The organism is Microbacterium lacusdiani (assembly GCF_054779895.1).
Genome location: NZ_BAAGXJ010000003.1, coordinates 113,191 through 136,192, shown reverse-complemented (window position 1 = coordinate 136,192; position 23,002 = coordinate 113,191). Strand labels below are relative to the sequence as shown.

General features: G+C 71.0%; 27 protein-coding genes. 14 read left to right on the top strand and 13 right to left on the bottom strand.

Annotated elements, in window-relative coordinates; all coding sequences use genetic code 11:
- Positions 1 to 22: 22 nt before the first annotated feature.
- From ACYVGN_RS02745 to ACYVGN_RS02720, 6 genes are all read left to right on the top strand, one after another.
- Positions 23 to 643 carry an LOG family protein gene (locus tag ACYVGN_RS02745; RefSeq protein WP_055988701.1) on the top strand — a complete coding sequence of 207 codons (621 nt, stop codon included), beginning with the start codon at positions 23 to 25 and terminating at the stop codon, positions 641 to 643.
- Between the two features lie 113 nt (positions 644 to 756).
- A complete protein-coding gene (locus ACYVGN_RS02740) occupies positions 757 to 1,137 on the top strand; it encodes a helix-turn-helix transcriptional regulator (protein WP_460789211.1) in 381 nt (126 codons plus the stop codon).
- Entirely contained in the window at positions 1,134 to 1,559 is a 426-nt protein-coding gene (locus ACYVGN_RS02735; protein WP_460788625.1) for a VOC family protein, read from the top strand. The genes ACYVGN_RS02740 and ACYVGN_RS02735 overlap by 4 nt, the downstream gene beginning before the upstream one ends.
- Positions 1,560 to 1,617: 58 nt before the next feature.
- Positions 1,618 to 4,035, top strand: coding sequence for an ATP-binding cassette domain-containing protein (locus tag ACYVGN_RS02730; protein ID WP_460788623.1), 2,418 nt, complete (start codon positions 1,618 to 1,620; stop codon positions 4,033 to 4,035).
- Positions 4,036 to 4,039: 4 nt separating this feature from the next.
- Positions 4,040 to 4,450, top strand: coding sequence for a pyridoxamine 5'-phosphate oxidase family protein (locus tag ACYVGN_RS02725; protein WP_460788621.1), 411 nt, complete (start codon positions 4,040 to 4,042; stop codon positions 4,448 to 4,450).
- 145 nt (positions 4,451 to 4,595) lie between these two features.
- Positions 4,596 to 4,880, top strand: coding sequence for a putative quinol monooxygenase (locus tag ACYVGN_RS02720; protein WP_460788619.1), 285 nt, complete (start codon positions 4,596 to 4,598; stop codon positions 4,878 to 4,880).
- Between the two features lie 51 nt (positions 4,881 to 4,931).
- Here ACYVGN_RS02720 and ACYVGN_RS02715 read toward each other — a convergent pair whose 3' ends face one another.
- Positions 4,932 to 5,624, bottom strand: a complete 693-nt coding sequence (locus ACYVGN_RS02715) for a transglycosylase family protein (protein ID WP_235562955.1) — start codon at positions 5,622 to 5,624, stop codon at positions 4,932 to 4,934.
- 280 nt (positions 5,625 to 5,904) lie between these two features.
- On the opposite strand from ACYVGN_RS02715, the gene ACYVGN_RS02710 reads away from it, so the two are divergent.
- Positions 5,905 to 6,552, top strand: coding sequence for an AraC family transcriptional regulator (locus tag ACYVGN_RS02710; protein WP_460788617.1), 648 nt, complete (start codon positions 5,905 to 5,907; stop codon positions 6,550 to 6,552).
- Positions 6,553 to 6,556: 4 nt separating this feature from the next.
- Here the strand turns inward: ACYVGN_RS02710 and ACYVGN_RS02705 are convergent, their stop codons facing one another.
- Entirely contained in the window at positions 6,557 to 6,682 is a 126-nt protein-coding gene (locus ACYVGN_RS02705) for a hypothetical protein (protein ID WP_460788615.1), read from the bottom strand.
- A gap of 247 nt (positions 6,683 to 6,929) precedes the next feature.
- Positions 6,930 to 7,433 carry a GNAT family N-acetyltransferase gene (locus ACYVGN_RS02700; RefSeq protein ID WP_460788613.1) on the bottom strand — a complete coding sequence of 168 codons (504 nt, stop codon included), beginning with the start codon at positions 7,431 to 7,433 and terminating at the stop codon, positions 6,930 to 6,932.
- 70 nt (positions 7,434 to 7,503) lie between these two features.
- Between ACYVGN_RS02700 and ACYVGN_RS02695 the strand changes: the two genes are divergently transcribed.
- On the top strand, positions 7,504 to 8,253 hold the full coding sequence (locus tag ACYVGN_RS02695) for an alpha/beta fold hydrolase (protein ID WP_460788611.1): 750 nt from the start codon (positions 7,504 to 7,506) through the stop codon (positions 8,251 to 8,253).
- Positions 8,253 to 8,942, top strand: a complete 690-nt coding sequence (locus ACYVGN_RS02690) for an esterase/lipase family protein (RefSeq protein WP_460788609.1) — start codon at positions 8,253 to 8,255, stop codon at positions 8,940 to 8,942. Before ACYVGN_RS02695 ends, ACYVGN_RS02690 begins: the two co-directional genes overlap by 1 nt.
- 12 nt (positions 8,943 to 8,954) lie before the next feature.
- Here the strand turns inward: ACYVGN_RS02690 and ACYVGN_RS02685 are convergent, their stop codons facing one another.
- Together ACYVGN_RS02685 and ACYVGN_RS02680 are read right to left on the bottom strand one after the other, a co-directional pair.
- Positions 8,955 to 10,034 (bottom strand): DNA polymerase IV, encoded by a 1,080-nt coding sequence (locus ACYVGN_RS02685; RefSeq protein WP_460788607.1) that lies wholly within the window; start codon positions 10,032 to 10,034, stop codon positions 8,955 to 8,957.
- 46 nt (positions 10,035 to 10,080) lie between these two features.
- The gene (locus ACYVGN_RS02680) at positions 10,081 to 10,467 is read right to left on the bottom strand and encodes a VOC family protein (protein WP_460788606.1); all 387 of its coding nucleotides are present in this window, start codon (positions 10,465 to 10,467) and stop codon (positions 10,081 to 10,083) included.
- A gap of 76 nt (positions 10,468 to 10,543) precedes the next feature.
- Here ACYVGN_RS02680 and ACYVGN_RS02675 point away from each other — a divergent pair, with 76 nt between their 5' ends.
- Positions 10,544 to 10,999, top strand: a complete 456-nt coding sequence (locus tag ACYVGN_RS02675; protein ID WP_055988690.1) for an NUDIX domain-containing protein — start codon at positions 10,544 to 10,546, stop codon at positions 10,997 to 10,999.
- A gap of 174 nt (positions 11,000 to 11,173) precedes the next feature.
- A complete protein-coding gene (locus ACYVGN_RS02670) occupies positions 11,174 to 12,556 on the top strand; it encodes an HNH endonuclease signature motif containing protein (RefSeq protein WP_460788604.1) in 1,383 nt (460 codons plus the stop codon).
- Between the two features lie 32 nt (positions 12,557 to 12,588).
- Here ACYVGN_RS02670 and ACYVGN_RS02665 read toward each other — a convergent pair whose 3' ends face one another.
- Positions 12,589 to 13,338: a formylglycine-generating enzyme family protein gene (locus ACYVGN_RS02665; protein ID WP_460789209.1), complete on the bottom strand. Its 750-nt coding sequence runs from the start codon at positions 13,336 to 13,338 to the stop codon at positions 12,589 to 12,591.
- Between the two features lie 88 nt (positions 13,339 to 13,426).
- On the opposite strand from ACYVGN_RS02665, the gene ACYVGN_RS02660 reads away from it, so the two are divergent.
- Genes ACYVGN_RS02660 through ACYVGN_RS02650 form a run of 3 tightly spaced genes read left to right on the top strand, consistent with a single transcriptional unit; the run spans position 13,427 to position 14,761 of the window.
- Positions 13,427 to 14,086: a VOC family protein gene (locus ACYVGN_RS02660; protein WP_460788603.1), complete on the top strand. Its 660-nt coding sequence runs from the start codon at positions 13,427 to 13,429 to the stop codon at positions 14,084 to 14,086.
- On the top strand, positions 14,083 to 14,253 hold the full coding sequence (locus ACYVGN_RS02655) for a hypothetical protein (protein WP_460788601.1): 171 nt from the start codon (positions 14,083 to 14,085) through the stop codon (positions 14,251 to 14,253). The genes ACYVGN_RS02660 and ACYVGN_RS02655 overlap by 4 nt, the downstream gene beginning before the upstream one ends.
- A 10-nt stretch (positions 14,254 to 14,263) precedes the next feature.
- Positions 14,264 to 14,761 carry a pyridoxamine 5'-phosphate oxidase family protein gene (locus ACYVGN_RS02650; RefSeq protein WP_460788599.1) on the top strand — a complete coding sequence of 166 codons (498 nt, stop codon included), beginning with the start codon at positions 14,264 to 14,266 and terminating at the stop codon, positions 14,759 to 14,761.
- Between the two features lie 58 nt (positions 14,762 to 14,819).
- Here ACYVGN_RS02650 and ACYVGN_RS02645 read toward each other — a convergent pair whose 3' ends face one another.
- From ACYVGN_RS02645 to ACYVGN_RS02615, 7 genes are all read right to left on the bottom strand, one after another.
- Entirely contained in the window at positions 14,820 to 16,127 is a 1,308-nt protein-coding gene (locus ACYVGN_RS02645) for an MFS transporter (protein WP_460788598.1), read from the bottom strand.
- A gap of 114 nt (positions 16,128 to 16,241) precedes the next feature.
- Complete coding sequence (locus tag ACYVGN_RS02640; RefSeq protein ID WP_055988253.1) at positions 16,242 to 16,931, bottom strand: FadR/GntR family transcriptional regulator; 690 nt, start codon at positions 16,929 to 16,931, stop codon at positions 16,242 to 16,244.
- A gap of 51 nt (positions 16,932 to 16,982) precedes the next feature.
- Entirely contained in the window at positions 16,983 to 18,008 is a 1,026-nt protein-coding gene (locus ACYVGN_RS02635) for an LLM class flavin-dependent oxidoreductase (protein WP_460788595.1), read from the bottom strand.
- Positions 18,005 to 18,805, bottom strand: a complete 801-nt coding sequence (locus ACYVGN_RS02630; protein WP_460788593.1) for an SGNH/GDSL hydrolase family protein — start codon at positions 18,803 to 18,805, stop codon at positions 18,005 to 18,007. Before ACYVGN_RS02630 ends, ACYVGN_RS02635 begins: the two co-directional genes overlap by 4 nt.
- Before the next feature lie 41 nt (positions 18,806 to 18,846).
- Entirely contained in the window at positions 18,847 to 20,193 is a 1,347-nt protein-coding gene (locus ACYVGN_RS02625; protein ID WP_460788592.1) for an MFS transporter, read from the bottom strand.
- Between the two features lie 29 nt (positions 20,194 to 20,222).
- Positions 20,223 to 21,269: an LLM class flavin-dependent oxidoreductase gene (locus ACYVGN_RS02620; protein WP_134745096.1), complete on the bottom strand. Its 1,047-nt coding sequence runs from the start codon at positions 21,267 to 21,269 to the stop codon at positions 20,223 to 20,225.
- A gap of 58 nt (positions 21,270 to 21,327) precedes the next feature.
- Complete coding sequence (locus ACYVGN_RS02615) at positions 21,328 to 22,995, bottom strand: DUF885 domain-containing protein (RefSeq protein WP_460788589.1); 1,668 nt, start codon at positions 22,993 to 22,995, stop codon at positions 21,328 to 21,330.
- Positions 22,996 to 23,002: the final 7 nt, after the last annotated feature.

The window sequence follows — 23,002 nt, the reverse complement described above, 5'->3', positions numbered from 1 at the left end:
GCCACGTCCGTAGGGTGGAGGCATGCACGCAACGCCTCCGAGCGACGGGCCGGCGCACATCCGCCGCGTCACCGTCTTCACGGGTTCCTCGCCCGGTCACGACCCCGCCTACCTCCGCGCTGCGGTGGACATCGGGCAGGCGTTCGCCGCCCGGGGGATCGGCGTGGTCTACGGCGGCGGGAACGTCGGTCTCATGGGAGCGGTGTCGACCGCGGCGCGCGAGGCGGGGGCGCCGGTGCACGGCGTCATGCCGCAGGCGCTGGTCGACAAGGAGATCGCGCACCCGGACCTCACCACGTTCGAGGTCGTGCCCGACATGCACGCGCGCAAGCTCCGGATGGCGGAGCTCGGCGACGCGTTCGTGGCCCTGCCCGGCGGCATCGGCACGCTCGAGGAGTTCTTCGAGGTGTGGACGTGGCTGCAGCTCGGGATCCACCGCAAGCCGGTCGCGGTGTACGACGTGCGGGGGTTCTGGCGCCCGATGCTGACCATGGTCGACCGGATGGTCGAGGAGGGATTCGTCGCATCCGCGTTCCGCGAGTCGCTCCTGGTCGCCTCGACCCCGCGCGACCTCATCCGCGGTCTGGAGGAGTGGGAGCCGCCCGCGCCGAAGTGGGTGAGCGACACCGGCGTCGAGGGCTGAGATCGTCGGGAGGGCGTGGCACGATATCCCCTGTGACCGGCCCCTCCGTCGACTCGACCGCGCAGGACGCGCGGCTGCGCGAGCTCGCGCTGCTGCGCCGCGTGCGCGACCGGATGGACCGCGAGTACGCCAAGCCGCTCGACGTCGAGGCGCTCGCGCGTGGCGTGCACCTGTTGGCCGGGCACCTCAGCCGCCAGTTCAAGGCGGCGTACGGCGAGTCGCCTTACCAGTACCTGATGACGCGGCGCATCGAGCTGGCGATGACCCTGCTGCGCCGCGGCGACCTGTCGGTCACGGAGGTCTGCTTCGCGGTCGGCTGCGCGTCGCTCGGCACGTTCAGTAGCCGGTTCACCGAGCTGGTCGGCATGCCCCCGAGCGTCTACCGCCGGGCCGCGCGGAGCGGGCTGGAGGGACTGCCGTCGCTGGTGGTGAAGACCGTCACCAGACCGGTCAGGAATCGAGAAGCGACCCGTGCGGGTGCGCGGATAGCGTGACGGACATGGACAACCGGCTCACCATCAACGCCAGCTTCCTGCCGCACACCGACCCCGAGGCGTCGCTCGCGTTCTACCGCGATGTGCTCGGCTTCGAGGTGCGCCTCGACGTGGGCCAGGGCGCCATGCGCTGGATCACCGTCGGCCCCGCCGGGCAGCCCGACACGTCGATCGTGCTCACGCCGCCCGCGATCGATCCCGGCCTGACCGACACCGAGCGCCAGACCATCGCCGAGATGATGGCGAAGGGCACGTACGCCGGGATCGTGCTCGCCACGCCCGACGTGGACGCACTGTTCGAGAGGGTGCAGGCCGCCCCGGACGTCGACATCATCCAGGAGCCGATCGACCAGGACTACGGCGTGCGCGACTTCGCCCTCCGCGATCCCGCCGGGAACGCCATCCGCGTCCAGCAGCGCTGAGCGCTCTCATCCGTCCCGCATCTCAGACCCGCCACATCCCCGAATCGAAGGAGCGCCGGTGCATCCCGCCGACACCCATGTCCTGATCCGCGTGCAGGGCGCGCGCGAGAACAACCTCAAGGACGTCAGCGTGGACATCCCCAAGCGACGGCTCTCGGTGTTCACGGGCGTCTCGGGATCGGGCAAGAGCTCACTGGTGTTCGACACGATCGCGGCCGAGTCGCGGAGGCTGATCGACGAGACCTACAGCGCGTTCGTGCAGGGGTTCATGCCCTCCGTGCCGCGTCCCGACGTGGACGTGCTCGAGGGCCTCACGACCGCGATCATCGTCGACCAGGAGCGGCTGGGCGCCAACCCGCGCTCCACGGTCGGCACCGTCACGGACGCGAACGTGATGCTGCGCATCCTGTTCAGCAAGCTGGGGGAGCCCTACATCGGTGGTCCCACGGCCTTCTCGTTCAACATCCCGACGCAGAAGGCCAGCGGCGTGACGACGTCGGCCAGCGGCGAGAAGAAGATCGTCAAGGACGTCGTCTACCTGGGTGGCATGTGCCCGCGGTGCGAGGGCCGCGGCTCGGTGTCGGACATCGACCTGTCGCAGGTGATCGACGAGTCGAAGTCCCTGCTCGAGGGGGCGATCCTGGTGCCGGGATACACGCCCGACGGATGGATGGTGAAGGGCTTCGCCGGATCCGGGTTCTTCCCCGCCGACAAGCCGATCTCGACGTTCACCGAGCGACAGCGCAAGGACTTCCTCTACAAGGAGCCCACGAAGGTGCGCGCGTTCGACATGAACATGACGTACGAGGGCCTGATCCCGAAGATCACGAAGTCGATGCTCTCGAAGGACATCGAATCGCTGCAGCCGCACATCCGGGCCTTCGTGGAGCGGATCGCGACCTTCGCGACGTGCCCGGAGTGCGAAGGCACGCGGCTCACCGAGGCGGCGCGCTCGTCGAAGATCGACGGGATCAGCATCGCGGACGCGTGCGCGATGCAGGTCACGGATCTCGCCGACTGGGTGCGCGCGCTCGACAAGCCGGGAGCGGGGCCGCTGCTGAACGCCCTCCGGGCGAACCTCGAGGCGTTCGTGACCCTCGGACTCGGGTACCTCAGCCTGAACCGGCCGTCCAGCACGCTGAGCGGGGGAGAGGCGCAGCGGATCAAGATGCTGCGCCACCTGGGGTCGTCGCTCACCGACGTCACCTACGTGTTCGACGAGCCGACCATCGGTCTGCACCCGCACGACATCCAGCGGATGAACGAGCTGCTGCTGCAGCTGCGCGACAAGGGCAACACCGTTCTGGTCGTCGAGCACAAGCCCGAGGCGATCGCGATCGCCGATCACGTCGTCGACCTCGGGCCGAAGGCCGGCAGCGAAGGCGGCACGATCTGCTTCGAGGGCACCGTCGAGGGCCTGAAGGCCAGCGGCACGCTCACCGGGCGGCACCTCGACTACCGCGCTCAGCTGAAGCCCGAGGTGCGGGCCGCCGCGGGCGCGATCGAGATCCGCGGCGCCGCGGACAACAACCTGCAGGACGTGGATGTGGACATCCCGCTCGGCGTGCTCACGGTCGTGACCGGCGTCGCCGGCTCGGGCAAGAGCTCGCTGATCCACGGCTCGGTGTCGCGCCGCCCGGATGTGGTGGCGATCGACCAGGGCGCCATCAAGGGCTCGCGCCGCAGCAATCCGGCGACCTACACGGGGCTGCTGGAGCCCATCCGCAAGGCGTTCGCGAAGGCGAACGGCGTCAAGCCGGCGATCTTCAGCGCGAACTCGGAGGGTGCCTGCCCGACCTGCAAGGGCGCCGGCGTCATCATCACGGAGCTGGGCTTCATGGACACGGTCGAGACGCCGTGCGAGGACTGCGGCGGCAAGCGCTTCCAGGCCGGGGTGCTCGAGTACAAGCTCGGCGGCAGGGACATCACCGAGGTCCTCGACCTTCCCGTCGCCGAGGCCCGGCCGTTCTTCTCCGAGGGCGAGGCGAAGATCCCGGCGGCCGCCGCCATCCTGGGTCGTCTCGAGGACGTCGGTCTCGGTTACCTCACCCTGGGCCAGCCGCTGTCGACCCTGTCGGGCGGCGAGCGGCAGCGGATCAAGCTCGCGAACCAGATGGGGGAGAAGGGCGACGTCTACGTGCTGGACGAGCCCACGACCGGGCTCCACCTCGCCGATGTCGAGAACCTCCTCGGACTGCTCGACCGCCTCGTCGACTCGGGCAAGACGGTGATCGTGATCGAGCACCACCAGGCCGTCATGGCCCACGCGGACTGGATCATCGACCTCGGCCCTGGCGCCGGCCACGACGGCGGGCGGATCGTGTTCGAGGGCACACCCGCGGATCTGGTCGCCGCCCGTACGACCCTGACGGGCGAGCACCTGGCGCAGTACGTGGGCGCGTGGGCCGCGCGTAACGATATATTGGTCCTCGGGGGAGAATCAGGCCGCGTCACGCCGCGCACGGTGCGAGGATGACCGAATGGCATCCTGGCGCCCGGGCTGGACCGAGTTCCCGCCGGATCTTCTCGAGTTCTGGACCGAGCGGCACCTGTGCACGCTCACGACGCTGCGTCGAGACGGACGGCCGCACGTCACGCCGGTCGGCGTCGCGCTGGACCTGGAGCAGCGCTGCGCGTGGGTGATCACCTCCGGATCGTCCCTGAAGGCGCGTCTCGCGGCGGCGGACCCGCGCGTCGCGGCCTGCCAGGTCGACGGACGTCACTGGTCGACGCTCGAGGGAACGGCGCACGTGCTGAGCGACGCCGAGTCCGTGCGACGCGCTGAGGAGCAGTACGCGGCGCGCTACCGGACGCCGAGGCCGAATCCGGAGCGCGTCGCGCTGCGGATCGACGTGGAGCGCTTCCTGGTGTCCGCGTCGTTCGGCCCCTGAGAGGGGCTGTCTCGCCGGATCGACCACACGCCGATAATGCACATTATGTCAGTTCGCTGAGGCGCGCCCTTCGTCGCCGTCCCCCATTGCGCCGGGTATCGACCGCCTGCCGCCCGGCAGCCCGACGCGTTCTACTGTGAGGTTCATGGTCGAGGTGCGATTGACGGGTGAACTGCGGTGTGCGGATGCTGACGAGGCGCGACTGGTCGCGGAGCACCTGCCGACCCACGTCGCGCTGACTCGCGCCGAGCCCGGCTGCCTCTCGTTCGAGGTGGCACCGACTGCCGATCCCCTGGTCTGGACGGTGGCCGAGCGATTCGCCGACGAGCACGCCTTCCGCGCGCACCAGGCGCGCGTCGCGGCGAGCGAATGGGGTCGCCGCACGGCCGGGATCGAGCGGCGCTACTCCGTGGAGGGACTGGCCGGCTGACCTCGTGGGCGGGGGCCGTCGCCGGCACCCCGCCCACAGGGTCGCTCGCGGTTACTCCGCGGGCAGGATCAGCTCGTCGCCGACCTCGATGAGGTCGGGGTCGGAGATCGTCTCCTGGTTCACCGCGAAGATGCCGAGCCAGCCGGTCTCGACCTCGAGCTTCGTGGCGATGTCGAAGAGCGTGTCACCCGACTCGACCGTGTAGGTCTCGTCCGACGGCTCCACATCCGGAAGCTGATACGTCTCCTCGACCGGCGCCGGTGCGGGAGCCGGTGCGGCGGCGGGCGCCTGAGTGGACTCCCCCGCCGCCGGCGCGGACGGAGACTCGACCGGTGCGGCCGCGCGCGGCTCGGCCGATCCCGACGCGCCGATCTTCGCCGAGCACGTCGGCCAGGCGCCCCAGCCCTGCGTCGCGAGGACGTTCTCCGCCACGCGGATCTGCTCCTCGCGCGAGGCGTCCGCCGGGTTGCCGGTGCCGCCGTTGGCCTCCCACGTGGACTGCGAGAACTGCAGGCCTCCGTAGTAGCCGTTGCCGGTGTCGATCGCCCAGTTGCCGCCCGACTCGCACTGGGCCAGTGCGTCCCAGGTGGCGTCGTCGGCCGCGTTCGCCGCCGTGGGCACGAGCGCCCCGGCTGCCGCCGCGACGAGACCGGCGGCGACCAGTCCCCCTCGCGCGAACCGTCCAGGTCGGCGCGCTTCGGTGTTCTGTCGGGAATGCGTGTTCAGGATCACAAGGAGCTCCACGGCCCCGTCTCTGTGCGCGGCCATGGCCGCGCACTCGCCCGCCGACCGGAAGGTCGTCTCGTTTCGGGTGCGGAGGACTCGGGCGGGTTCGACGGCGGTCCTCCACGGTCGACGTGCCACGCTACGTCAAGATCACGAAAAGGTAACAGTGCACTCAGGGACCTGCCAGCGAGGTCATAGGCGTCCGGTGCTCGCGCTGCGCTCATCCGATTGAATCGGTCCGGGATCATCGGCCATGCGACCCGCTTTCCGGGAGGCTCATCGAGGAAGGGAGATCCTCGTGATCGGTGCACTCAACCAGCTGGTCGACCATGTCGAGCGTCACCTGACGCAGGACATGGATCTGGAGCTGTTCGCCGCGCGCCTCGGCACCACCGAGTACCACCTGCGGCGGATGTTCTCGTCGCTCGCGGGCATGCCGCTGTCGGAATACGTTCGTCGCCGCCGGATGACCATGGCGGCAGCCGACGTCATCGCGGGCCGCGATCTGCTCGGTGTCGCCGTTCGATACGGCTACGGGTCCACCGAGGCGTTCGGCCGGGCGTTGCCGATCGCCGAGCACGCTCGCCTGAAGGAGCTGAGCGACACCGAACCCGCCGGCCTTCTCCAGGTGAGCGCCGACCTCGACCCGGACGACGCGGAGGGCAGCGAGCTCACCTATCTCCACGGCGTGGCGGTCGATGAGGCCACCGCGGTGCCCCACGACCTCGAGTGCATCGAGGTCCCCGCCGGCGCGTGGGCGGTCTTCCGCACGACCGGCGCACACCCCGAGGCGCTGCAGGACACCTGGGCGGCCACGGCCACGGAGTGGTTCCCCTCCAATCCGTGGCGTCTGCGTCCGGGGCCCTCGATCGTCGCGGTGATCGAGCGCGACGAGGACCGCTCCACGGCGACCTGCGACCGCTGGCCGCCGGTCGAGCGCGGCTGAGCCGTCACTCCCCCAGCCCGCACGTCCGCGTGATGAACTCGATCAGCGCGCGGCGTGCGGCATCCGGCACCGGGACGTACATCGGCGCCTGGCGGACGCCGTCGACGCTCGCGTGCACCGGGACGAACATGCCGCGATTGTCCTCGGCCAGCACGTGCGCGTCGCAGGGTCGAGCGCGACCGTGAGGGCCTCCCCCGCCGCGCGCACGACCAGCGAGACGACGCGGTCGGCGTACTGGGTACGGGACTGGCTCACCTCGACCTCGATCCCGCCGACCTCGATGGCCGATGCCGCGCACGCCGGGAGAGCGCCGCAGGCCAGGAGCGACACGAGGACCGCGCCGACCCGTGAGCGTCTGCGATCCACGATCCCCTCCCTCAGCGCGTCAGATCGAGTCGCATCTCGATCTCGTCGCCATACGGCTCGAGGTTGTAGGGCGTCACGTTCCCGGTGGGCTCGAAGCCGTGGCGCCGGTAGAACGCGATCGCGCGCGGGTTGTCCTCGTGCACCTCGAGGACGAGCGCGTCGCCGCGCGTGCGGGCCCAGTCGACGATCCCCTCGAGCAGGGCATCCGCGACCCCGCCCTCACCGCCCCGCCATGCCGGGTCGACGTACACGCCCACGAGCATCGCACCGCGGCGGGCCGAGACCAACCCCCGCATGATGCCGATCCAGGTGCCGTCGTCGGCGACGGCGACGAGGGAGATGTTGCCGGGCTCCTGGCCGCGGCCTGCACGCTCGCGCCACTCCGACTCGGGCAGCGCGGCGGCGTGCGCATAGGTCTCGTTGTACGCGATGGGGGTGTCGCGCAGCATCCGCAGACGCAGGTCGCGGAACGCCTGCCAGTCGGAGGCGCGGACCGTTCGTATCGAGAAGCCCATCCCGTCACGCTATCGCCCCGGCAACGTCAAGCCCCGGGTGCGCGACGGAGCGGTCAAGCACAATGGGGGCATGCCGATCACGCGCGTCGTCGACCTGGATGGGCACGTCTTCCGGGTGTTCTCGACCGAACGGCCGGGCAGCGGACGCGCGTTCCTCCTGGTGCACGGGATCGGGATCTCGCACCGCCTGTTCTCGCGCCTGCACGGCGTCCTGGCGCGGCACCACTCCGTGCACACGGTCGACCTGCCCGGCTTCGGAGGGCTGCCCAAGCCGGCCTCGTCGCCGGACGTCGCCCGCATGGCCGAGATGCTGGGCGAGGTGGTCGGCGACCTCGGCGAGGAGGCGGCGGTCGCGGTAGGTGACTCGATGGGGACGCAGTGGGTGGTCGAGCTCGGCGCGCAGCGCCCCGATCTCGTCTCGCACGTGGCCACGATCGGCCCGGTGGTCGACGACCGACACCGCACCGCGTTCGCGCAGGCCCTCGCGCTCGGCGTGGACAGCACCCGCGAGACCCCGTCCGCCAACGCCCGAGTGCTCACCGAGTATCTGCGCTGCGGCCCCCGGTGGTACCTCTGTCAGCTGCCGCACATGCTGGAATACCCGATGGAGGAGCGCGTCGGGGATCTCACGCAGCCGCTGCTCGTGCTGCGCGGCGGCCGCGATCCGATCGCCGGTGCGGACTGGTGCGCGAAGCTGACGCGCCGCGCACAGCGGTCCCGCTCGGTCACGGTCCCGGGCCATCCGCACCTGGTGCAGCACACCGCGCCCCGCGCGGTCGCGTCGGCGCTGGACTGGTTCCTGGGGGTCGGCGAGCCGTGATGAGCCTCCTCCGGCGGTGGGTCTGGTGGACGCTCGACTACGCGTACGCGGGAGCCTGGCAGGCGCGGGCGTTCCTGAACCGCACGCGGCCGTCGGCCTTCTGGACGGGCGGCGGCGTGCCGATCGTCGTGATCCCGGGCGTCTATGAGACGTGGAAGTTCCTGCAGCCGCTCATCGTCGCGCTGCACGAGCGCGGACATCCGGTGCATGTGGTCGATCCGCTTCAGAACAACCGCATCCCGGTGGACCGTGCGGCGCGCCTCGTCGAGCAGCACCTGGTCGCGCACGAGCTGTATGACGTCATCCTCGTGGCGCACAGCAAGGGCGGACTGATCGGCAAGCACCTCATGGCGTTCGGCGCCGGAGCGGCTCGCGTGCGGGGAATGGTCGCGGTGGCCTCTCCGTTCGGCGGCTCGCGATACGCGGCGCTCATGGTGTCGGCCACTCTGCGCAGCTTCTCCCCTCGCAACGCCACGATCCTCGCGCTCGCGAGGGAGACCGCGATCAACGCCCGCATCACATCGGTGTACGCGGCCTTCGACCCGCACATCCCCGGGGGAAGCGAGCTCGCAGGCGCGAAGAACGTGCGCCTGGAGACCGGCGGGCATTTCCGCGTGCTGGCCCATCCGAGGGTGATCGGCGAGGTCGCTGCGATGGCCGAGCACGCGCACGGGCACGCCGCGCCCTGACCTGCCGCGGGGTCAGATCCGCCCGCGCACCGGTGTGCGCTCGATCTGGTCACCCGCCGGCATCGCCATCTCCGCGCGCACTCCGAGCAGGCGGATCTCGCGCTCGGAGTCGATCCGTTGCGCGAGCGCGAGCGCGGCGTCCACCAGGACGTGCTCGCTGCGCGCGGGCTCCGCGAGCTTTCGCCCGATGGTCTTCGTCTCGAACGGCGCGTACCGGACCTTCAGGTGCACGCGCACCACCGCTCGTCCGTCCGTCGCGCAGTCATCCCAGACCTGATGGGCCAGCTCGGCGACCGCCGTGTGCACCGCATCCGGCCCCGTGAGATTCTGCTGGTAGGTCGTCTCCCGGCTGTGGCTGCGCGCGATCCACGGCGAGTCGTCCACCACGCGCGGTCCGATTCCGTGGCCGAGCTCGCGGTACCAGACGCCCATCCGCGGGCCGAACTCCGCGACGAGCACGGCGGGGTCGGCGTCCGCGAGCTGCCGCACGGTGTCGATGCCGTGAGCCGCGAGGCGCTTGTGCACCTTGGCGCCGACTCCCCAGAGCTCGCGCGTGGGCCGTTCGCCCATCACGTCGAACCAGTTCTCCTCGGTGAGGCGGAACATCCCTCTCGGCTTGCCGAAGCCCGTCGCGATCTTCGCGCGGACCTTGTTGTCGCCGATGCCCACGGAGCAGTGCAGCCGCGTCGCCGCGAGCACGACCCGCTGCGCGTCATGCGCGACGGACTCGGGATCGGCGGTCGTCACGCCGAGGAAGCACTCGTCCCATCCGAGCACCTCGAGCACGACGCCGGGCAGCGCGCGCAGCGTGTCCATCACCTCGGTCGACGCGCGTTCGTAGGCTTCGTGATCGACCGGGAGGAACACGGCGTCCGGCGGCGCCTTGCGCGCCGCGATCTTCAGCGGCATCCCGGAGCCGATGCCGTATGCGCGTGCTTCGTACGACGCCGTCGACACGACGGCTCGCTCGGTCGGATCGCCGCGCCCGCCGACGATCACGGGCCGGCCCGCGAGCTCCGGGTGACGCAGCACCTCGACGGCGGCGATGAACTGGTCCATGTCGACATGCAGCACCCACGCGCTGGCACCCATGAGTCGAGTGTCGCGGCTCCCGCGCCGGTTGTCACCTGCGCTCTGCTCACCGCTCGCGGTGGGCGGCCCAGCCGTGCCAGCCCGCGGCGTCGATCACGCAGAAGCGATTGCCCTCGGGGGCCTCGAGGATGACGTAGTCGGCGTCGGCGGGGCGCTTCGACCATCGCACCTCCGACGCGCCGAGGCCGATCAGCCGGCGCACCTCGGCCGACTGGTCCTCGGCATAGAGATCCAGATGCGTGCGCGGCGCAAGCACCCGCTCCGACGGCGCGGCGTCGAGCGAGACGTTGGGCCCCGCACCGCGGCGAGGGATGAGCACGACGAAGTCGTCGTCGGATGGGTCGCACACCTCGTAGTCGAGGACCCGGGTCCAGAACTCCGTCTGCACGGCGATGTCCCTCACCCGGATGACGATCGACCCCACGATGAGCATGCCGCCACGCTAGGACCTCGGCGCGTCCCGATCCAGGCGTGGTCGTCGGGCGCCCTGCGGCGCATATGGTCGATGAATGCCGATGTCGCCCTACGTCCGCGCGATCCGCGATCGGATCGGACGGGACCTGCTTCTTCTTCCCGCAGTCACCGCGGTCATCCGACACGGGGATCAGCTGCTGCTGGCGCGCCACCGCGACTCCGGGTTGTGGAGCTTCGTCGGTGGAGGAGTCGAGCCTGGAGAGGATCCCCGAGCAGCGCTGGAGCGCGAAGTCCGCGAAGAGCTCGGTGTGGCTCCGTCCATCGTGCGGGTGATCGGCGCCTACGGCGGTCCGGAGCTCACCAACGTCTATCCGAACGGCGATGAGGTCGCCTACGTGACGACCGCGTACGAATGCCGCCTCGACACGACCGCCATCGTGCTTGAAGAGCAGGAACTGATCGAGACGCGCTGGTTCACGTTCGCTGAGGTGCGCGACCTCCGCCGCCACGCATGGATCGATCGAGTGCTCGCAGACATCCCGGCGAACTGAGCGCGCGCCACCGAGGCCGCGAGCGGGTCAGCGATCGGAGGCCTGCTCGCGATCGTATCGGACCGTGCCGGCGGCCCGGACGCGGAAGCCGAACGCCTCAACCGGATCCCGTCGAGTTCTCCACAATGCGGGGACATTCGAACGGATGTCCGACCCTCGTGGGAGACTGGGTCCATGGTCAAGCAGAGTTTCGCGGAGCGATGGGACCTGGATCCCGCCCGGCGTGAGGCGCTGCAGGCGGTCATCACGGGGGTGGCGACCGCGGATCGGATGATCGCGCAGCTCGAGGCGATGAAGGCGCACTTCCTTGCGGCGGGGCAGGCGATCGCGGTGGAGATCATGGCCGAGCTCGATCCGTCGTCGTCGTATGCGCTGCCGCTGCGGGCGATCGCGGCCGACATCGCCACCGCGACCAACGCGGCCGACGGCACGATCCGCAGCCGGATGAACGGTGCCGCGATCCTCACGACCGACTTCCCCGCGACGTACGCCGCCCTGTCGGAGGGGCGGATCTCCCGCGCGCACGCCGACGTGATCGTGGATGCCGGGCTGCGGCTCGACGATGAGCGCGCGCGGGCCCGGTACGAGCAGGTCGTGCTCGATCGCGCCGAGTCGCTGACGCCGGGCCGGCTGCGACCGGTCGCGCACGCCGTTGCCGAGCGGGTGGAGCCCACGTCGGTCGTCGAGCGGCACGAGACCGCCCGCGCGCGGCGGTGCACCTGGGTGGACGACCTCGGCGATGGGATGAGCGAGTTCCACGCGGTCGTCGAGTCGGTGCGGGCGCACGCGATCCAGGACCGGCTCACCCAGATGGGGCTCACGATCCGGCGCGCCGCACGCGACGAGGCGCGTCGCGCGTACGGGCCCGTCGTCGACGACCTCGCCGTCGAGGACGGCGACCCGGTCGATGAGCGCACGCTCGCGCAGATCAGGGCCGACGTGTTCGCCGACCTCGCGCTCACCGGGCACCCCACCGCGCAGGTGTCCGATGCGACCGGCGGCAACGCGCTGGCGGCGATCCGCGGCTCCGTGCAGATCACGATCCCCGCCGAGACGCTCACAGGCCTCGGCGACGACGCCGCGTTCCTGGCCGGGCACGGGCCCGTCTCCCCCGACATCGCCCGCCGCCTCGCCGCTGACACCCCCACCTGGGCGCGACTGTTCATGGATCCCGACACCGGGTGCCTCCGCACAGTCGACGCATACACGCCGACCGCCGCCCAGCGCCGCTTCCTCGCCGCGCGCGACGAGCACTGCAGGTTCCCGGGTTGCCGGCAGCCGATCCACCGGTGCGACCTCGACCACTCCCATGCTCACAGCGAGGGCGGCCAGACCGCGGTGTGCAACCTCTCGGCGCTCTGTCGTGCGCACCACATGCTCAAGCACCACGGCGCATGGGGTCTCGAGCACGGACGCGGCGGAGTCATGATCTGGACGAGCCCCACCGGACGCCGCATCACCGACCGCCCCGCGCCGGCGGTGCGCTTCATGGCCGAACTCGATGCGACAGACCCCGATCCGCCCCCGGTCGAGATCGAAGAGACCGCGCCGTTCTGAACCGCCGCCGCCGACGGCAGGGCCCACGCAGATCAGCGCAGCGGCGTCCACCCGGTCGGGAGCGGCCCGTCCTGCAGTGCGCGCTCGCGGTCGGCTGCCGCCGACCAGCCCTGGGCCTCGTCGCGCGCGTCGAAGCCGCCTCGCGCGACCCGGAAGCCGAGGTCGTCGTGGTGCATGCGGGGTCCGCCGCCGCGGCGCACCGAGGCGCGCACGTTGTACGACTCGTCGGCGAACCCTCCGCCACGGAACACCCGGTAGTCGCCGTAGCGCGCCGGATCGAGCAGGTCCCAGCACCACTCCCACACGTTGCCGAGCGTGTCGAACAGGCCGAACAGGTTCGGCATCTTGCCGCCGACGTCCCGGGGCGAGGAGGCCCCATCCGCCGCCGTCCACGCGACGTCGCGCAACAGGCCGTAGTGGGGCCCCGTGGACCCTGCGCGGCAGGCGTACTCCCACTCCGCCTCGGTGGGCAGGCGATAGCCGTCCGAGTCCACGTGCCAGGTGACGTCCTCGCCGTCGAACGTGTACGCGGGGTCGAGCCCCTCCCACTCCGAGGCCGCGTTGCAGAACCGGATGGCACGCTGCCAGCTGACATCGACCGCCGGGCGACGGGGGTGCGGGTGCTCCTCCCCCTCGCCGAGCAGCTCGGATATCTGCTCCTGCGTGACCGCGAACACCCCGATCTCGAACGGCTCGAGACTCACCATCCGCCTCAGTTTCCGGCGCGCGTCGTAAAGCATCACCGTGCCCGACGGGATCCGCGCCAGCTCGATGTCCTGCATCCGTCCATCCTCCCCCGTGTCGACCGAGGTGCGGCCGATGTCGCTGATCCGGGCCCACTCCCCCTCGGCGGCTCCTAGCGTGGACGCCATGAGCGAAGACGCACCGTCCCCCGTCCGCCAGATGCGCCTCGTCGTGGCCGTGGACGATTTCGATCAGGCCGTCGGCTTCTATCGCGACGTCGGCGGCATGACCGAGCAGGCCGCGTTCAACGGCGAGGGCGACGCCCGCGTCGCGATCCTGCTCGCCGGCGAGGCGACGCTCGAGATCTCGAATCGCGCGCAGGTCGCCCTGATCGACCGCGTGGAGACCGACGGCGGCGTCAGCGACCCGCTCCGCATCGCGTTCGAGGTCGACGACGCCGACGGCATGACCCGGCGCCTCGAGCAGGGCGGCGCGGCGGTCGAGGCCTCGCCCCGCGAGACGCCCTGGCGCTCGCTCAACTCACGCCTCCGGGCGCCGGACGGGCTCCAGCTCACCCTGTTCCAGGAGCTGGAGACGCTCGAGGAGCGCCGACGACGCGAGGGCTTCGAGAACGGGGCGGTCGACGAGGTGCTGGGGCTCGAGCGCGAGCTGCAGTCCCCGGAGGTGCGCCGCGACGCCACCCGCGTCCAGGGTCTTCTGTCCGCCGACTTCGCCGAGATCGGCGCATCCGACGCCGGTGGGGGCGCGACGAGATCCTGGAGCTGCTGGCGAGCCAGACGGACGGCGACGGCCCGATCCGCGTCGATGACCTCCAGGGGCGGATGATCGCCCCCGGGCTCGTGCTCGCCGAATGGATCAGCACGCGCGGAGGGCGCCGCGCCCGCCGCACCTCGATCTGGCGACGCGGGGACGGTGCGTGGCGCCTGCTGCACCATCAGGGCACCCCGCTGCCCGCAGGCGATGCCGGTGCGGATGTCGGCACCCGCGACTAGCGTCGGCGCCATGTACGAGACCCCCGAAGAAGTGGAGTCGCTGCAGCGGCTGATCGACTCCTCGCGCGCCGGCGCCACGCCCCACCTGCGCGCGATCATCTCCGGCAACCACGTGATGACCGCGCCGCAGATCGTCGACGCGCTCACCGGCATGAAGGTGCTGAGCCTCGCGACCGTGACCGCGAAGGGCGAGCCGCGCGTGAGCGCGGTGGACGGGCACTTCCTGCACGGCCGCTGGACCTTCGGCACCGACGGACGTGCAGCCAAGGCGCGTCACCTGGCCGCACGCCCGGCGGTCAGCGCGGCGCACGTCGACGGCGAGCGGATCGGCGTCTTCTGCCACGGCACCGCGGTCGAGCTGACGCCGGCGGATCCCGCCTGGGACGAGACGATCGCGCACTGGGCCGCGCACTACGGGTCTGATCCCACCACGTGGGGCGACGACATCCGGATGTACCGGATCGAGCCGACCTGGTTCGTCGGGTACCGGGGCGCGGACGCCGGCTGAGCCGTCGCGGCACGCAAGAGGCCCCGGGCGCGATGCGCGCGGGGCCTCTTGAGCGGGATCAGATCTCGCGGTGCGCGACGTGCTTGACGAAGAACGACGCGACGAGACCGAGCAGCGCGCACACGATCACGTAGATCGAGATGGGCCACCACGCGCCCCCGGTCGCCTCCTTGAGCGCGGTCGCGATGAGCGGCGCGGTGCCGCCGAAGATCGCGGCGCCCACCTGGTAGCCGAGCGTCGCGCCCGAGTAGCGGATCTCCGGGCTGAAGTTCTCGGCGATCAGGGTGCCGAGGATCGCGTTCACGCTGCCCCACAGCAGGCCGAAGCCGATCATCGTGGCGAGGAACACCGCCCACGTCTCCCCCACGTTGAGGATCCAGTAGTACGGGAACGCGTACACGATCGTCGCGATCGCGACCACGCGGTACAGCAGGGCGCGGGGAATCGAGTCGGAGATCCGGCCGAACAGCGGCATCCACACGGTCGCGACCACGGCGGCCGCCGTGACGGCCGTGAGCACGATGTTGTTCTCGACGCCCAGGCCGGCCGCATAGGCGATCACGTACGTGCCGAAGATGTAGAACGGGCCGGTCTCGGTCGCCTTCGCGCCGATCGAGACCAGGACGGCCCGCCAGTGCTTGCGGAAGACCTCGGCGATCGGGAGCTTCACGACCGCGCCCGACTGCTGCACCCGCTTGAACTCGGGGGTCTCGTCGAGGCTCGAGCGGATCCAGACGCCGATCGCCAGCAGCACGACGCTGCCCACGAACGGGATGCGCCAGCCCCAGGACAGGAACTGGTCCGGGGGCATCAGCGTGAGCAGCGCCACGACCCCGGATGCGAGCGCCAGACCGATGCTGATGCCCATCTGCGGCACGGCGCCGTAGAGGCCGCGGCGGTTGCGCGGCGCGTACTCGTACGCGAGCAGCAGCGCGCCGCCCCACTCGCCGCCGATGCCGATGCCCTGCAGGATGCGCATCAGGATCAGCAGGATGGGCGCCGCGATGCCGATCGTGCCGTAGTCGGGCAGAAGTCCGATCAGGACCGTTCCGCCACCCATCAGCATCAGCGTGATGAACAGCGTCTTCTTGCGGCCGATGCGGTCGCCGATGTGCGCGAAGATCACGCCGCCCACGGGACGGAAGAAGAACGTGAGGGCGAAGGACGCCATCGAGAACATCATCGAGACGAACTCGCTGTCGGTCACGAAATAGGTCTTGCTGAAGACCAGTGCGGCGACCGTCCCGTAGACGAGGAAGTCGAACCACTCGATCACGCTGCCGGAGAGGCTCCCGAGCAGCACCTTGTAGTTGAGCCGCTCGGCGGGCGGCGTGCCCGTGGCTCGGGCCTTGTCTGTGATGGTCACGGGGACAGCTCCTCTTCGAGATCCGCACTTCGTCCGACCACGGGCTATGTGGTTGGACCACATGAACCATAGCGCTCGACGCCGCTCCACGTCAAAGCGGATTCGGGTGCCGCCCTAGCGCGCTGCTGCCGCGGTCAGCCCGTAGTACCCGGTGATGTGGCGCTCGAGGTGCTCTGCCGCGAGGTCTCCGCGGCCCGAGCGCAGGGCGTCGAGGATCGCCCGATGCTCGCGCTGGAGCCGGTCCACGGTGCCGCGCCAGTCGCTCAGAGCGGCCGCGCGCTCGAGCGTGTGGTCCGAGATCACGAGCCGCAGCGCGTCCATGAGCACGCTGAGCAGCGTGTTCCCGGCGGTGCGCGAGCACAGCACGTGGAACTCCGCGTCGAGCCGAAGGAACTCCGCCATGGGCAGCTCGGGATCGTCCATCCGTCCGAGCAGGGCGGCTGCCGCGCCCCAGTCCCCCTGCTCGGGCCGCGACTGGGAGGCGGCCTGCGTCTCGAGCGCGAGCCGCACCCGGAACACGTCCTCGGGCGACACCTGCCGGGTGGCCATCTGCAGCCGGAACACCGTGCTGATCGCCGGCCCGTGGGATGCCGTCACGAACGTCCCGGCCCGCGGGCCCGAACCCGTGCCGGACTCGATCGCGCCGAGCACCTCGAGCACCCGCAGGGCCTCCCGCAGCGTGCCGCGCGACAGACCGAGCTGCTCGGCCAGCGCGCGCTCCCCCGGCAGCTGGTCGCCCACGTGCAGGCGCCCGCTGGTCAGCTCGTCGGTGAACCAGCGCATCACGACGTCGTGTGATCTCATCCGCGTCAGTATCGCACCGCGCGGGGCCGCCCCCGGTAGCGGACGCGTCGCTCAGCGCCAGCCGAGCGCGGGTGCCACGTGCGTGAGGATCGACTCGATCAGATGGGTGTTGTAGTCGACGCCGAGCTGGCTCGGGATCGTGATCAGCAGCGTGTCGGCCTCGGCGATCGCCTCGTCGCGGCGGAGCTCCTCGATCAGCTCGTCCGGCTCAGCGGTGTAGGAGCGGCCGAAGATCGCGCGCGTGCCGGGCTCGATGTAGCCGACCTGGTCCTCGCGGTCGCCGCCCCCGAGGAAGTAGCGGCGGTCCATGTCGTTCGTGATCGCGACGATCGAGCGCGACACGGACACGCGCGGCTCGAAGCCCCAGTCGTGCTTGGTCCACTCGTCGCGGAACTCGCGGATCTGCTCGGCCTGCTGCACGTGGAAGGGCGCGCCGGTCTCATCCCACTTCAGGGTCGAGCTCATGAGGTTCATGCCCTTCTCGGCGGCCCAGCGCGCGGTCGCATTGGAGCCGGCGCCCCACCAGATCCGCTCGCGGAGACCGTCGGAGTGGGGCTCGAGCCGGAGCAGTCCCGGCGGGTTCGGGAACATCGGGCGCGGGTTCGGCTCGGCGAAGCCCTGACCCTCGAGCAGCTGCAGGAAGATCTCGGTCTTGCGCCGCGCCAGCTCGGCGCCGTCCGGGTCGTCCTCGGCGCCCGAGTACCCGAAGTACTTCCAGCCGTCGATGACCTGCTCGGGTGAGCCACGCGAAACGCCGAGCTGCAGGCGCCCGCCCGAGATCAGGTCCGCCGAGCCGGCGTCCTCGACCATGTACATCGGGTTCTCGTACCGCATGTCGATCACGCCGGTGCCGAGCTCGATGCGGGACGTCCGCGCGCCGATCGCCGCCAGCAGCGGGAACGGCGAGCTCATCTGCCGCGCGAAGTGGTGCACGCGGAAGTACGCGCCGTCGGCGCCGATGTCCTCGACGGCCTGCGCGAGGTCGATCGCCTGCAGGAGCATGTCGCCCGCGCTGCGGGTGCCCGACTCCGGATGCGGCGTCCAGTGGCCGAACGAGAGGAATCCGATCTTCTTCACGATGACGCCAACCCCTCGCCGGCCGATTCCATTCCACTGAATGAAGGCTGGATCGTCTGCCACTCGCCGAACTTGGCGATCCGGCCGTCGCCGGAGGACGTGCGCGTGAGACGGCGCTTCAGCCACGGGCCCACATGCGTGCGGTAGTAGTGCGCGCCGCGGAGCCGCACGCCCGAGTCCTCCACCGGGAGGTCCCACCAGGTCGGATCGGGTTCGAAGCCCAGGGCGGTGAGGACGCGCGCCGCCACCCGGTGGTGACCGCGGGTGTTCATGTGCAGGCGGTCCTCCGACCAGAAGGGTCCGGTCGCCAGCACCTTGTCGGGCCAGTTGAGGGCGCGGATGACGTCGTCCCGTCCCGCGACGCGCGCCATCACGGCCGCCGAGAGCTGATCCCCTCGGCGGCGCACCAGTCCGCCGAGCGGCAGACCGCGGGTCGGGTCGGCACCCGACAGCAGGATGAGCCGCACGCCCTCCTCGTCGCAGCGCCGCAGCACCTGGCTGAAGGCGTCGGCGATGTGCGCGATCGTGGTGCGCGGCCGCAGCATGTCGTTGCCCCCGCCGTTGAACGACAGGTGCGTCGGCTTGAGCGCCAGCGCCGCCTCGAGCTGCTCCTCGACGATGGGCCATGCCAGCCGTCCGCGGATGGCGAGGTTGGCGTACCGGATCGGCGCGCCTGTCGCGTCGGCCCAGCCCTGGGCGACCAGGTCGGCCCAGCCGCGGGGCGTGCCGTCCGGGAGCTCGTCGCCGACGCCCTCGGTGAAGGAGTCGCCGATCGCGACGTAGCGCACGTCAGTCACGGCGCAAGTCTATGCCGCCCGCTCAGGGGGCGGCGGCCGGATCAGGCGACCGTGAGGCGCTCGTCGAGGGCCTGGCCGCGGCGGTCGGCGAGCGGGATCACACCGACCGCGGCGATCGCGAAGAAGATCGAGAACACCACGAACAGCAGCGGGGCCCCGCCGAGCTCCATCGCCCACGGCACGAACAGCGGCGCCGCGATCGACGCGATGCGGCCGACCGCGGCGGCCCAGCCGGCGCCGGTCGCGCGCAGTGTCGTCGGGTACAGCTCCGGCGTCACGGCGTACAGGGCGCCCCAGGCACCCAGGTTGAAGAACGACAGCGCCATGCCGCTCGCGATGATCTGCCAGGGCTCCGTCGAGGACCCGAACAGCACGGCGGCGACCGCGGAGCCGACCAGGAACGTCGCGAGCGTCGCGCGACGGCCCCACACCTCGATCAGCCAGGCCGCGACGGCATAGCCCGGCAGCTGCGCGAGCGTGATGATCAGCGTGAACCCGAACGACCGCACGAGGTCGAAGCCCTGGTTGAAGAGGATGGTCGGGATCCAGATGAACGCCCCGTAGTACGAGAAGTTCACGCAGAACCAGACCAGCCAGATGGCGGCGGTGCGCATCCGGAGCGCCGGCGACCACAGCGCGGCGACAGCGGCGAGACCGCGCGGAGCCGCCTCGCCCGCGCCGGCCGGCGGTGCAACGGGCGACTCGCTGCGCGTGACCGCGCGGCCGGCGGAGGCCTCGAAGTCCCGCACGATCGCATCGGCCTCCGAAACGCGCCCGCGGCTCTCGAGGAAGCGCGGCGATTCGGGCAGAGCCCAGCGCACCACCAGCGCGTACACGGCGGGGATCGCGCCGAGCGCGAATGCCCAGCGCCAGCCGTTCTCGAGCGGCACGACGAAGTACCCGATCAGCGCGGCCGCCGTCCATCCGACGGCCCAGAACGCCTCGAGGATCACGACGAGCCGGCCGCGGATGCGCGCGGGCGCGAACTCGGCGACGTAGGTGGATGCGACCGGCAGCTCGGAGCCGAGGCCCAGGCCCACGAAGAAGCGCAGCACGAGCAGCGCGGCCACTCCCCCGACCAGGGCGCTCGCTCCGGTCGCGAGCCCGTAGACGAGCAGCGTCAGCGCGAACACCTGCCGGCGGCCGAGGCGGTCGGCGAGGAGGCCGCCGACGCTGGCGCCGACCGCCATGCCGATGAAGCCGACCGACGCGATCCAGGAGGTCTCGGCCGGCGTCAGCTGCCACTCCGCCACGAGCGCCGCGAGGATGAACGAGATCAGGCCGACGTCCATGGCGTCGAGGGCCCACCCGATGCCGGATCCGGTGAGCAGCCGCAGGTGCTTGCGGGTGAACGGCAGCGAGTCGAGGCGCGCGGACGGTGACGTCATGGCGCCAGCCTAATGGTCGAAGCGACCATTCAGCGGGAGGCCGGCTCCTCCGCCAGCAGCTCGCGCACGCGCGGCGCGACCTTCGTGCCGTACAGCTCGATGCTCTTCATGAGCTTGTCGTGCTCGAGACCGCCGTTCGCGAACTTCAGGTCGAACCTCGTCAGGCCGAGCGTGCGCACGGTCTCGGCGATCTTCTGCGCGACGCGCTCGGGCGAGCCCGCGTATACGGCGCCGCCCATGCCGATCTCGTTCTGGAACTGGACGCGGTTGTAACCGCCGGCCCAGCCGCGCTCGCGCCCGATCTTCTCGCGCATGGCCGCCATCTCGGGGTACAGCTCGTCCCAGGCCTCCTCGTCCGTGTCGGCGACGTGGCCCGGCGAGTGCACCCCGACCGGAGCGGCGGGCTTCTCGTATGACGCGAGGGAGCGGTGGAACAGGTCGACGTACGGGCGGAACCGTGCGGGAGCGCCGCCGATGATGGCGAGCATGAGGCCCAGCCCGTGACGCGCGGTGCGCACGACCGATTCGGGCGATCCTCCGACCCCGACCCAGGCGGTGAGGCCGTTCGCCGTCTTCGGGAAGACGTCCGCCTCCTGCAGGGGCGGCCGCATCGCGCCCTGCCAGGTGACCGGCTGCTCGGTCATCAGGCGCACGAACAGATCGAGCTTCTCCTCGAACAGCGCCTCGTAGTCGCGCAGGTCGTAGCCGAAGAGCGGGAACGACTCGATGAACGAGCCGCGGCCCAGGATGACCTCCGCGCGGCCATTCGACACCGCGTCGAGAGTCGCGAACCGCTCATAGACCCGCACGGGGTCGTCGCTGGAGAGCACCGTCACGGCCGTACCCAGGCGGATGTCCTTCGTGACCGAGGCGATCGCCGCGAGCACGATCTCCGGGCTCGACACGGCGAACTCGTGCCGATGGTGCTCGCCGATGCCGAAGAACTTCAGACCCACCTCGTCGGCGAGCTTCGCCTGCGCGACGATGTTCCGGATGGTCTCCGCGTCGCTGAGGCGCTCGCCATCCGTCCCGCGCGTGACGTCGCCGAAGGTGTCCAGGCCGAGTTCGATGTCCATGAGGCTCCCCGCTCTCTATTCACTCGCATGTAACCGGAGGGGGTGCGGCGTATTCCCGTCAGCCGACGAGCGCCGTGCGCAGCGTGTCGAGGCCGACGCCGCCGAGGTCGAGCGCCCGCTTGTGGAACTCCTTCATCGAGAACTCGGCGCCCCGCACGCGGCGGTACTCGTCCCGCACCTGCTCCCACAGTCGCTGGCCGACCTTGTAGGACGGCGCCTGACCGGGCCATCCCAGGTAGCGATTGACCTCGAACCGGATGAACTCGTCGGGCATGTTCACGTTCCGGCGCATGAAGTCGAGCGCGTAGTCGGCGTCCCAGACGCCGCCGCCATCCGGGCGCGGCTTGCCGAGGTGCACGCCGATGTCGAGCACGACGCGCGCCGCGCGCATCCGCTGTCCGTCGAGCATGCCCAGGCGGTCGGCGGGGTCGTCGAGGTAGCCGAGCTGCTCCATGAGACGCTCGGCGTACAGGGCCCAGCCCTCCGCGTGCCCCGACGTGCCCGCGAGCAGGCGCCGCCAGGCGTTCAGCTGAGCCCGGTTGTAGACCGCCTGCCCGATCTGCAGATGGTGCCCCGGCACGCCCTCGTGATACACGGTGGTGAGCTCGCGCCACGTGTCGAACTCCGTGACACCCTCCGGCACGGACCACCACATCCGCCCGGGCCGCGAGAAGTCGTCGGTCGGTCCGGTGTAATAGATCCCGCCCTCCTGCGTCGGCGCGATCATGCACTCCAGGCGGCGGACCGGCTCGGGGATGTCGAAGTGGGTGCGTCCCAGCTCGGCCACGGCGCGGTCGCTGGTCTCCTGCATCCAGGTGCGCAGGGCCTCGGTGCCGACCAGCTTGCGGGACCGGTCGCCCTCGAGGTGGGCGACGGCCTCCGCCACGGTCGCCCCGGGCAGGATCTCGCGCGCGATCGCCTCCTGTTCGGAGGTCATCCGCGCGAGCTCCTCGATGCCCCACTCGTACGTCTCGTCGAGGTCGATCGCCGCGCCGAGGAAGCGCCGCGAGTGGAGTGCGTAGAGCTCGCGTCCGACGCCGTCGGCCTCCGTGGCGGCCGGTGCGAGTGCGCCGGTGAGGAACTCGGCGAGACGGTCGTACGCGCGACGGGCCTCCTCCGCACCGCGCTGCAGGTCGGCGCGCAGCGACGTCGCGAGGTCGCCGTCCGCGGGCGCGGCACCCGCGACGAGCGAGGCGAAGAAGCCGTCCTCAGCCGTGTAGCGCGGGATCTGCGCCGCCACCTCGCGGACCTGCCTCACCGCGGGCACGACGGCCTGGCGGATGCCCTCGGAAAGCGTCTCGATGTACCCGTCGATGGCCGCCGGGACGGCGCGCAGGCGGCGGGCGATGACGTCCCAGTCGTCGGCCGAGTCCGTGGGCATCAGGTCGTACACCTGCCGGATGTCCTGCGCCGCGCTGGCGATCACGTTCAGGTCGCGCAGGTGCCAGCGGGCCTCGTGCAGCTCGGCGGACAGACGCAGCTCGGCGCCGAGATCGGCCTGCGTAACCCGGTCCACGTCGTCGGACGGCGTCGCGGCGTCGAGCGCCGCCAGCGTCCGGCGCGCGGCCTCCTGCGCACGCTCGTGGCCCGCGAGGCTGAAGTCGTCGAAGCGGTCGTTCGCCTCGCTGCGGCCGATGTACGTGGCGGCTATCGGCGACAGCTCGACGACCCGGTCCACCCATCCCTCGGCGATGCGGTCGATCTCGGTGGGCGTGCGCTCGGTCATCCTCGCT

Excerpts from the sequence above, each read along its gene's own strand:
- ACYVGN_RS02745 (WP_055988701.1), top strand. The coding sequence starts at position 23 with ATGCACGCAACGCCTCCGAGCGACGGGCCGGCGCACATCCGCCGCGTC.
- ACYVGN_RS02740 (WP_460789211.1), top strand. The coding sequence starts at position 757 with ATGGACCGCGAGTACGCCAAGCCGCTCGACGTCGAGGCGCTCGCGCGT.
- ACYVGN_RS02725 (WP_460788621.1), top strand. The coding sequence starts at position 4,040 with ATGGCATCCTGGCGCCCGGGCTGGACCGAGTTCCCGCCGGATCTTCTC.
- ACYVGN_RS02720 (WP_460788619.1), top strand. The coding sequence starts at position 4,596 with ATGGTCGAGGTGCGATTGACGGGTGAACTGCGGTGTGCGGATGCTGAC.
- ACYVGN_RS02705 (WP_460788615.1), bottom strand. The coding sequence starts at position 6,682 with ATGTTCGTCCCGGTGCACGCGAGCGTCGACGGCGTCCGCCAGGCGCCG.
- ACYVGN_RS02700 (WP_460788613.1), bottom strand. The coding sequence starts at position 7,433 with ATGGGCTTCTCGATACGAACGGTCCGCGCCTCCGACTGGCAGGCGTTC.
- ACYVGN_RS02695 (WP_460788611.1), top strand. The coding sequence starts at position 7,504 with ATGCCGATCACGCGCGTCGTCGACCTGGATGGGCACGTCTTCCGGGTG.
- ACYVGN_RS02690 (WP_460788609.1), top strand. The coding sequence starts at position 8,253 with ATGAGCCTCCTCCGGCGGTGGGTCTGGTGGACGCTCGACTACGCGTAC.
- ACYVGN_RS02685 (WP_460788607.1), bottom strand. The coding sequence starts at position 10,034 with ATGGGTGCCAGCGCGTGGGTGCTGCATGTCGACATGGACCAGTTCATC.
- ACYVGN_RS02680 (WP_460788606.1), bottom strand. The coding sequence starts at position 10,467 with ATGCTCATCGTGGGGTCGATCGTCATCCGGGTGAGGGACATCGCCGTG.
- ACYVGN_RS02675 (WP_055988690.1), top strand. The coding sequence starts at position 10,544 with ATGCCGATGTCGCCCTACGTCCGCGCGATCCGCGATCGGATCGGACGG.
- ACYVGN_RS02670 (WP_460788604.1), top strand. The coding sequence starts at position 11,174 with ATGGTCAAGCAGAGTTTCGCGGAGCGATGGGACCTGGATCCCGCCCGG.
- ACYVGN_RS02665 (WP_460789209.1), bottom strand. The coding sequence starts at position 13,338 with ATGCAGGACATCGAGCTGGCGCGGATCCCGTCGGGCACGGTGATGCTT.
- ACYVGN_RS02660 (WP_460788603.1), top strand. The coding sequence starts at position 13,427 with ATGAGCGAAGACGCACCGTCCCCCGTCCGCCAGATGCGCCTCGTCGTG.
- ACYVGN_RS02655 (WP_460788601.1), top strand. The coding sequence starts at position 14,083 with ATGATCGCCCCCGGGCTCGTGCTCGCCGAATGGATCAGCACGCGCGGA.
- ACYVGN_RS02650 (WP_460788599.1), top strand. The coding sequence starts at position 14,264 with ATGTACGAGACCCCCGAAGAAGTGGAGTCGCTGCAGCGGCTGATCGAC.
- ACYVGN_RS02640 (WP_055988253.1), bottom strand. The coding sequence starts at position 16,931 with ATGAGATCACACGACGTCGTGATGCGCTGGTTCACCGACGAGCTGACC.
- ACYVGN_RS02625 (WP_460788592.1), bottom strand. The coding sequence starts at position 20,193 with ATGACGTCACCGTCCGCGCGCCTCGACTCGCTGCCGTTCACCCGCAAG.
- ACYVGN_RS02620 (WP_134745096.1), bottom strand. The coding sequence starts at position 21,269 with ATGGACATCGAACTCGGCCTGGACACCTTCGGCGACGTCACGCGCGGG.
- ACYVGN_RS02615 (WP_460788589.1), bottom strand. The coding sequence starts at position 22,995 with ATGACCGAGCGCACGCCCACCGAGATCGACCGCATCGCCGAGGGATGG.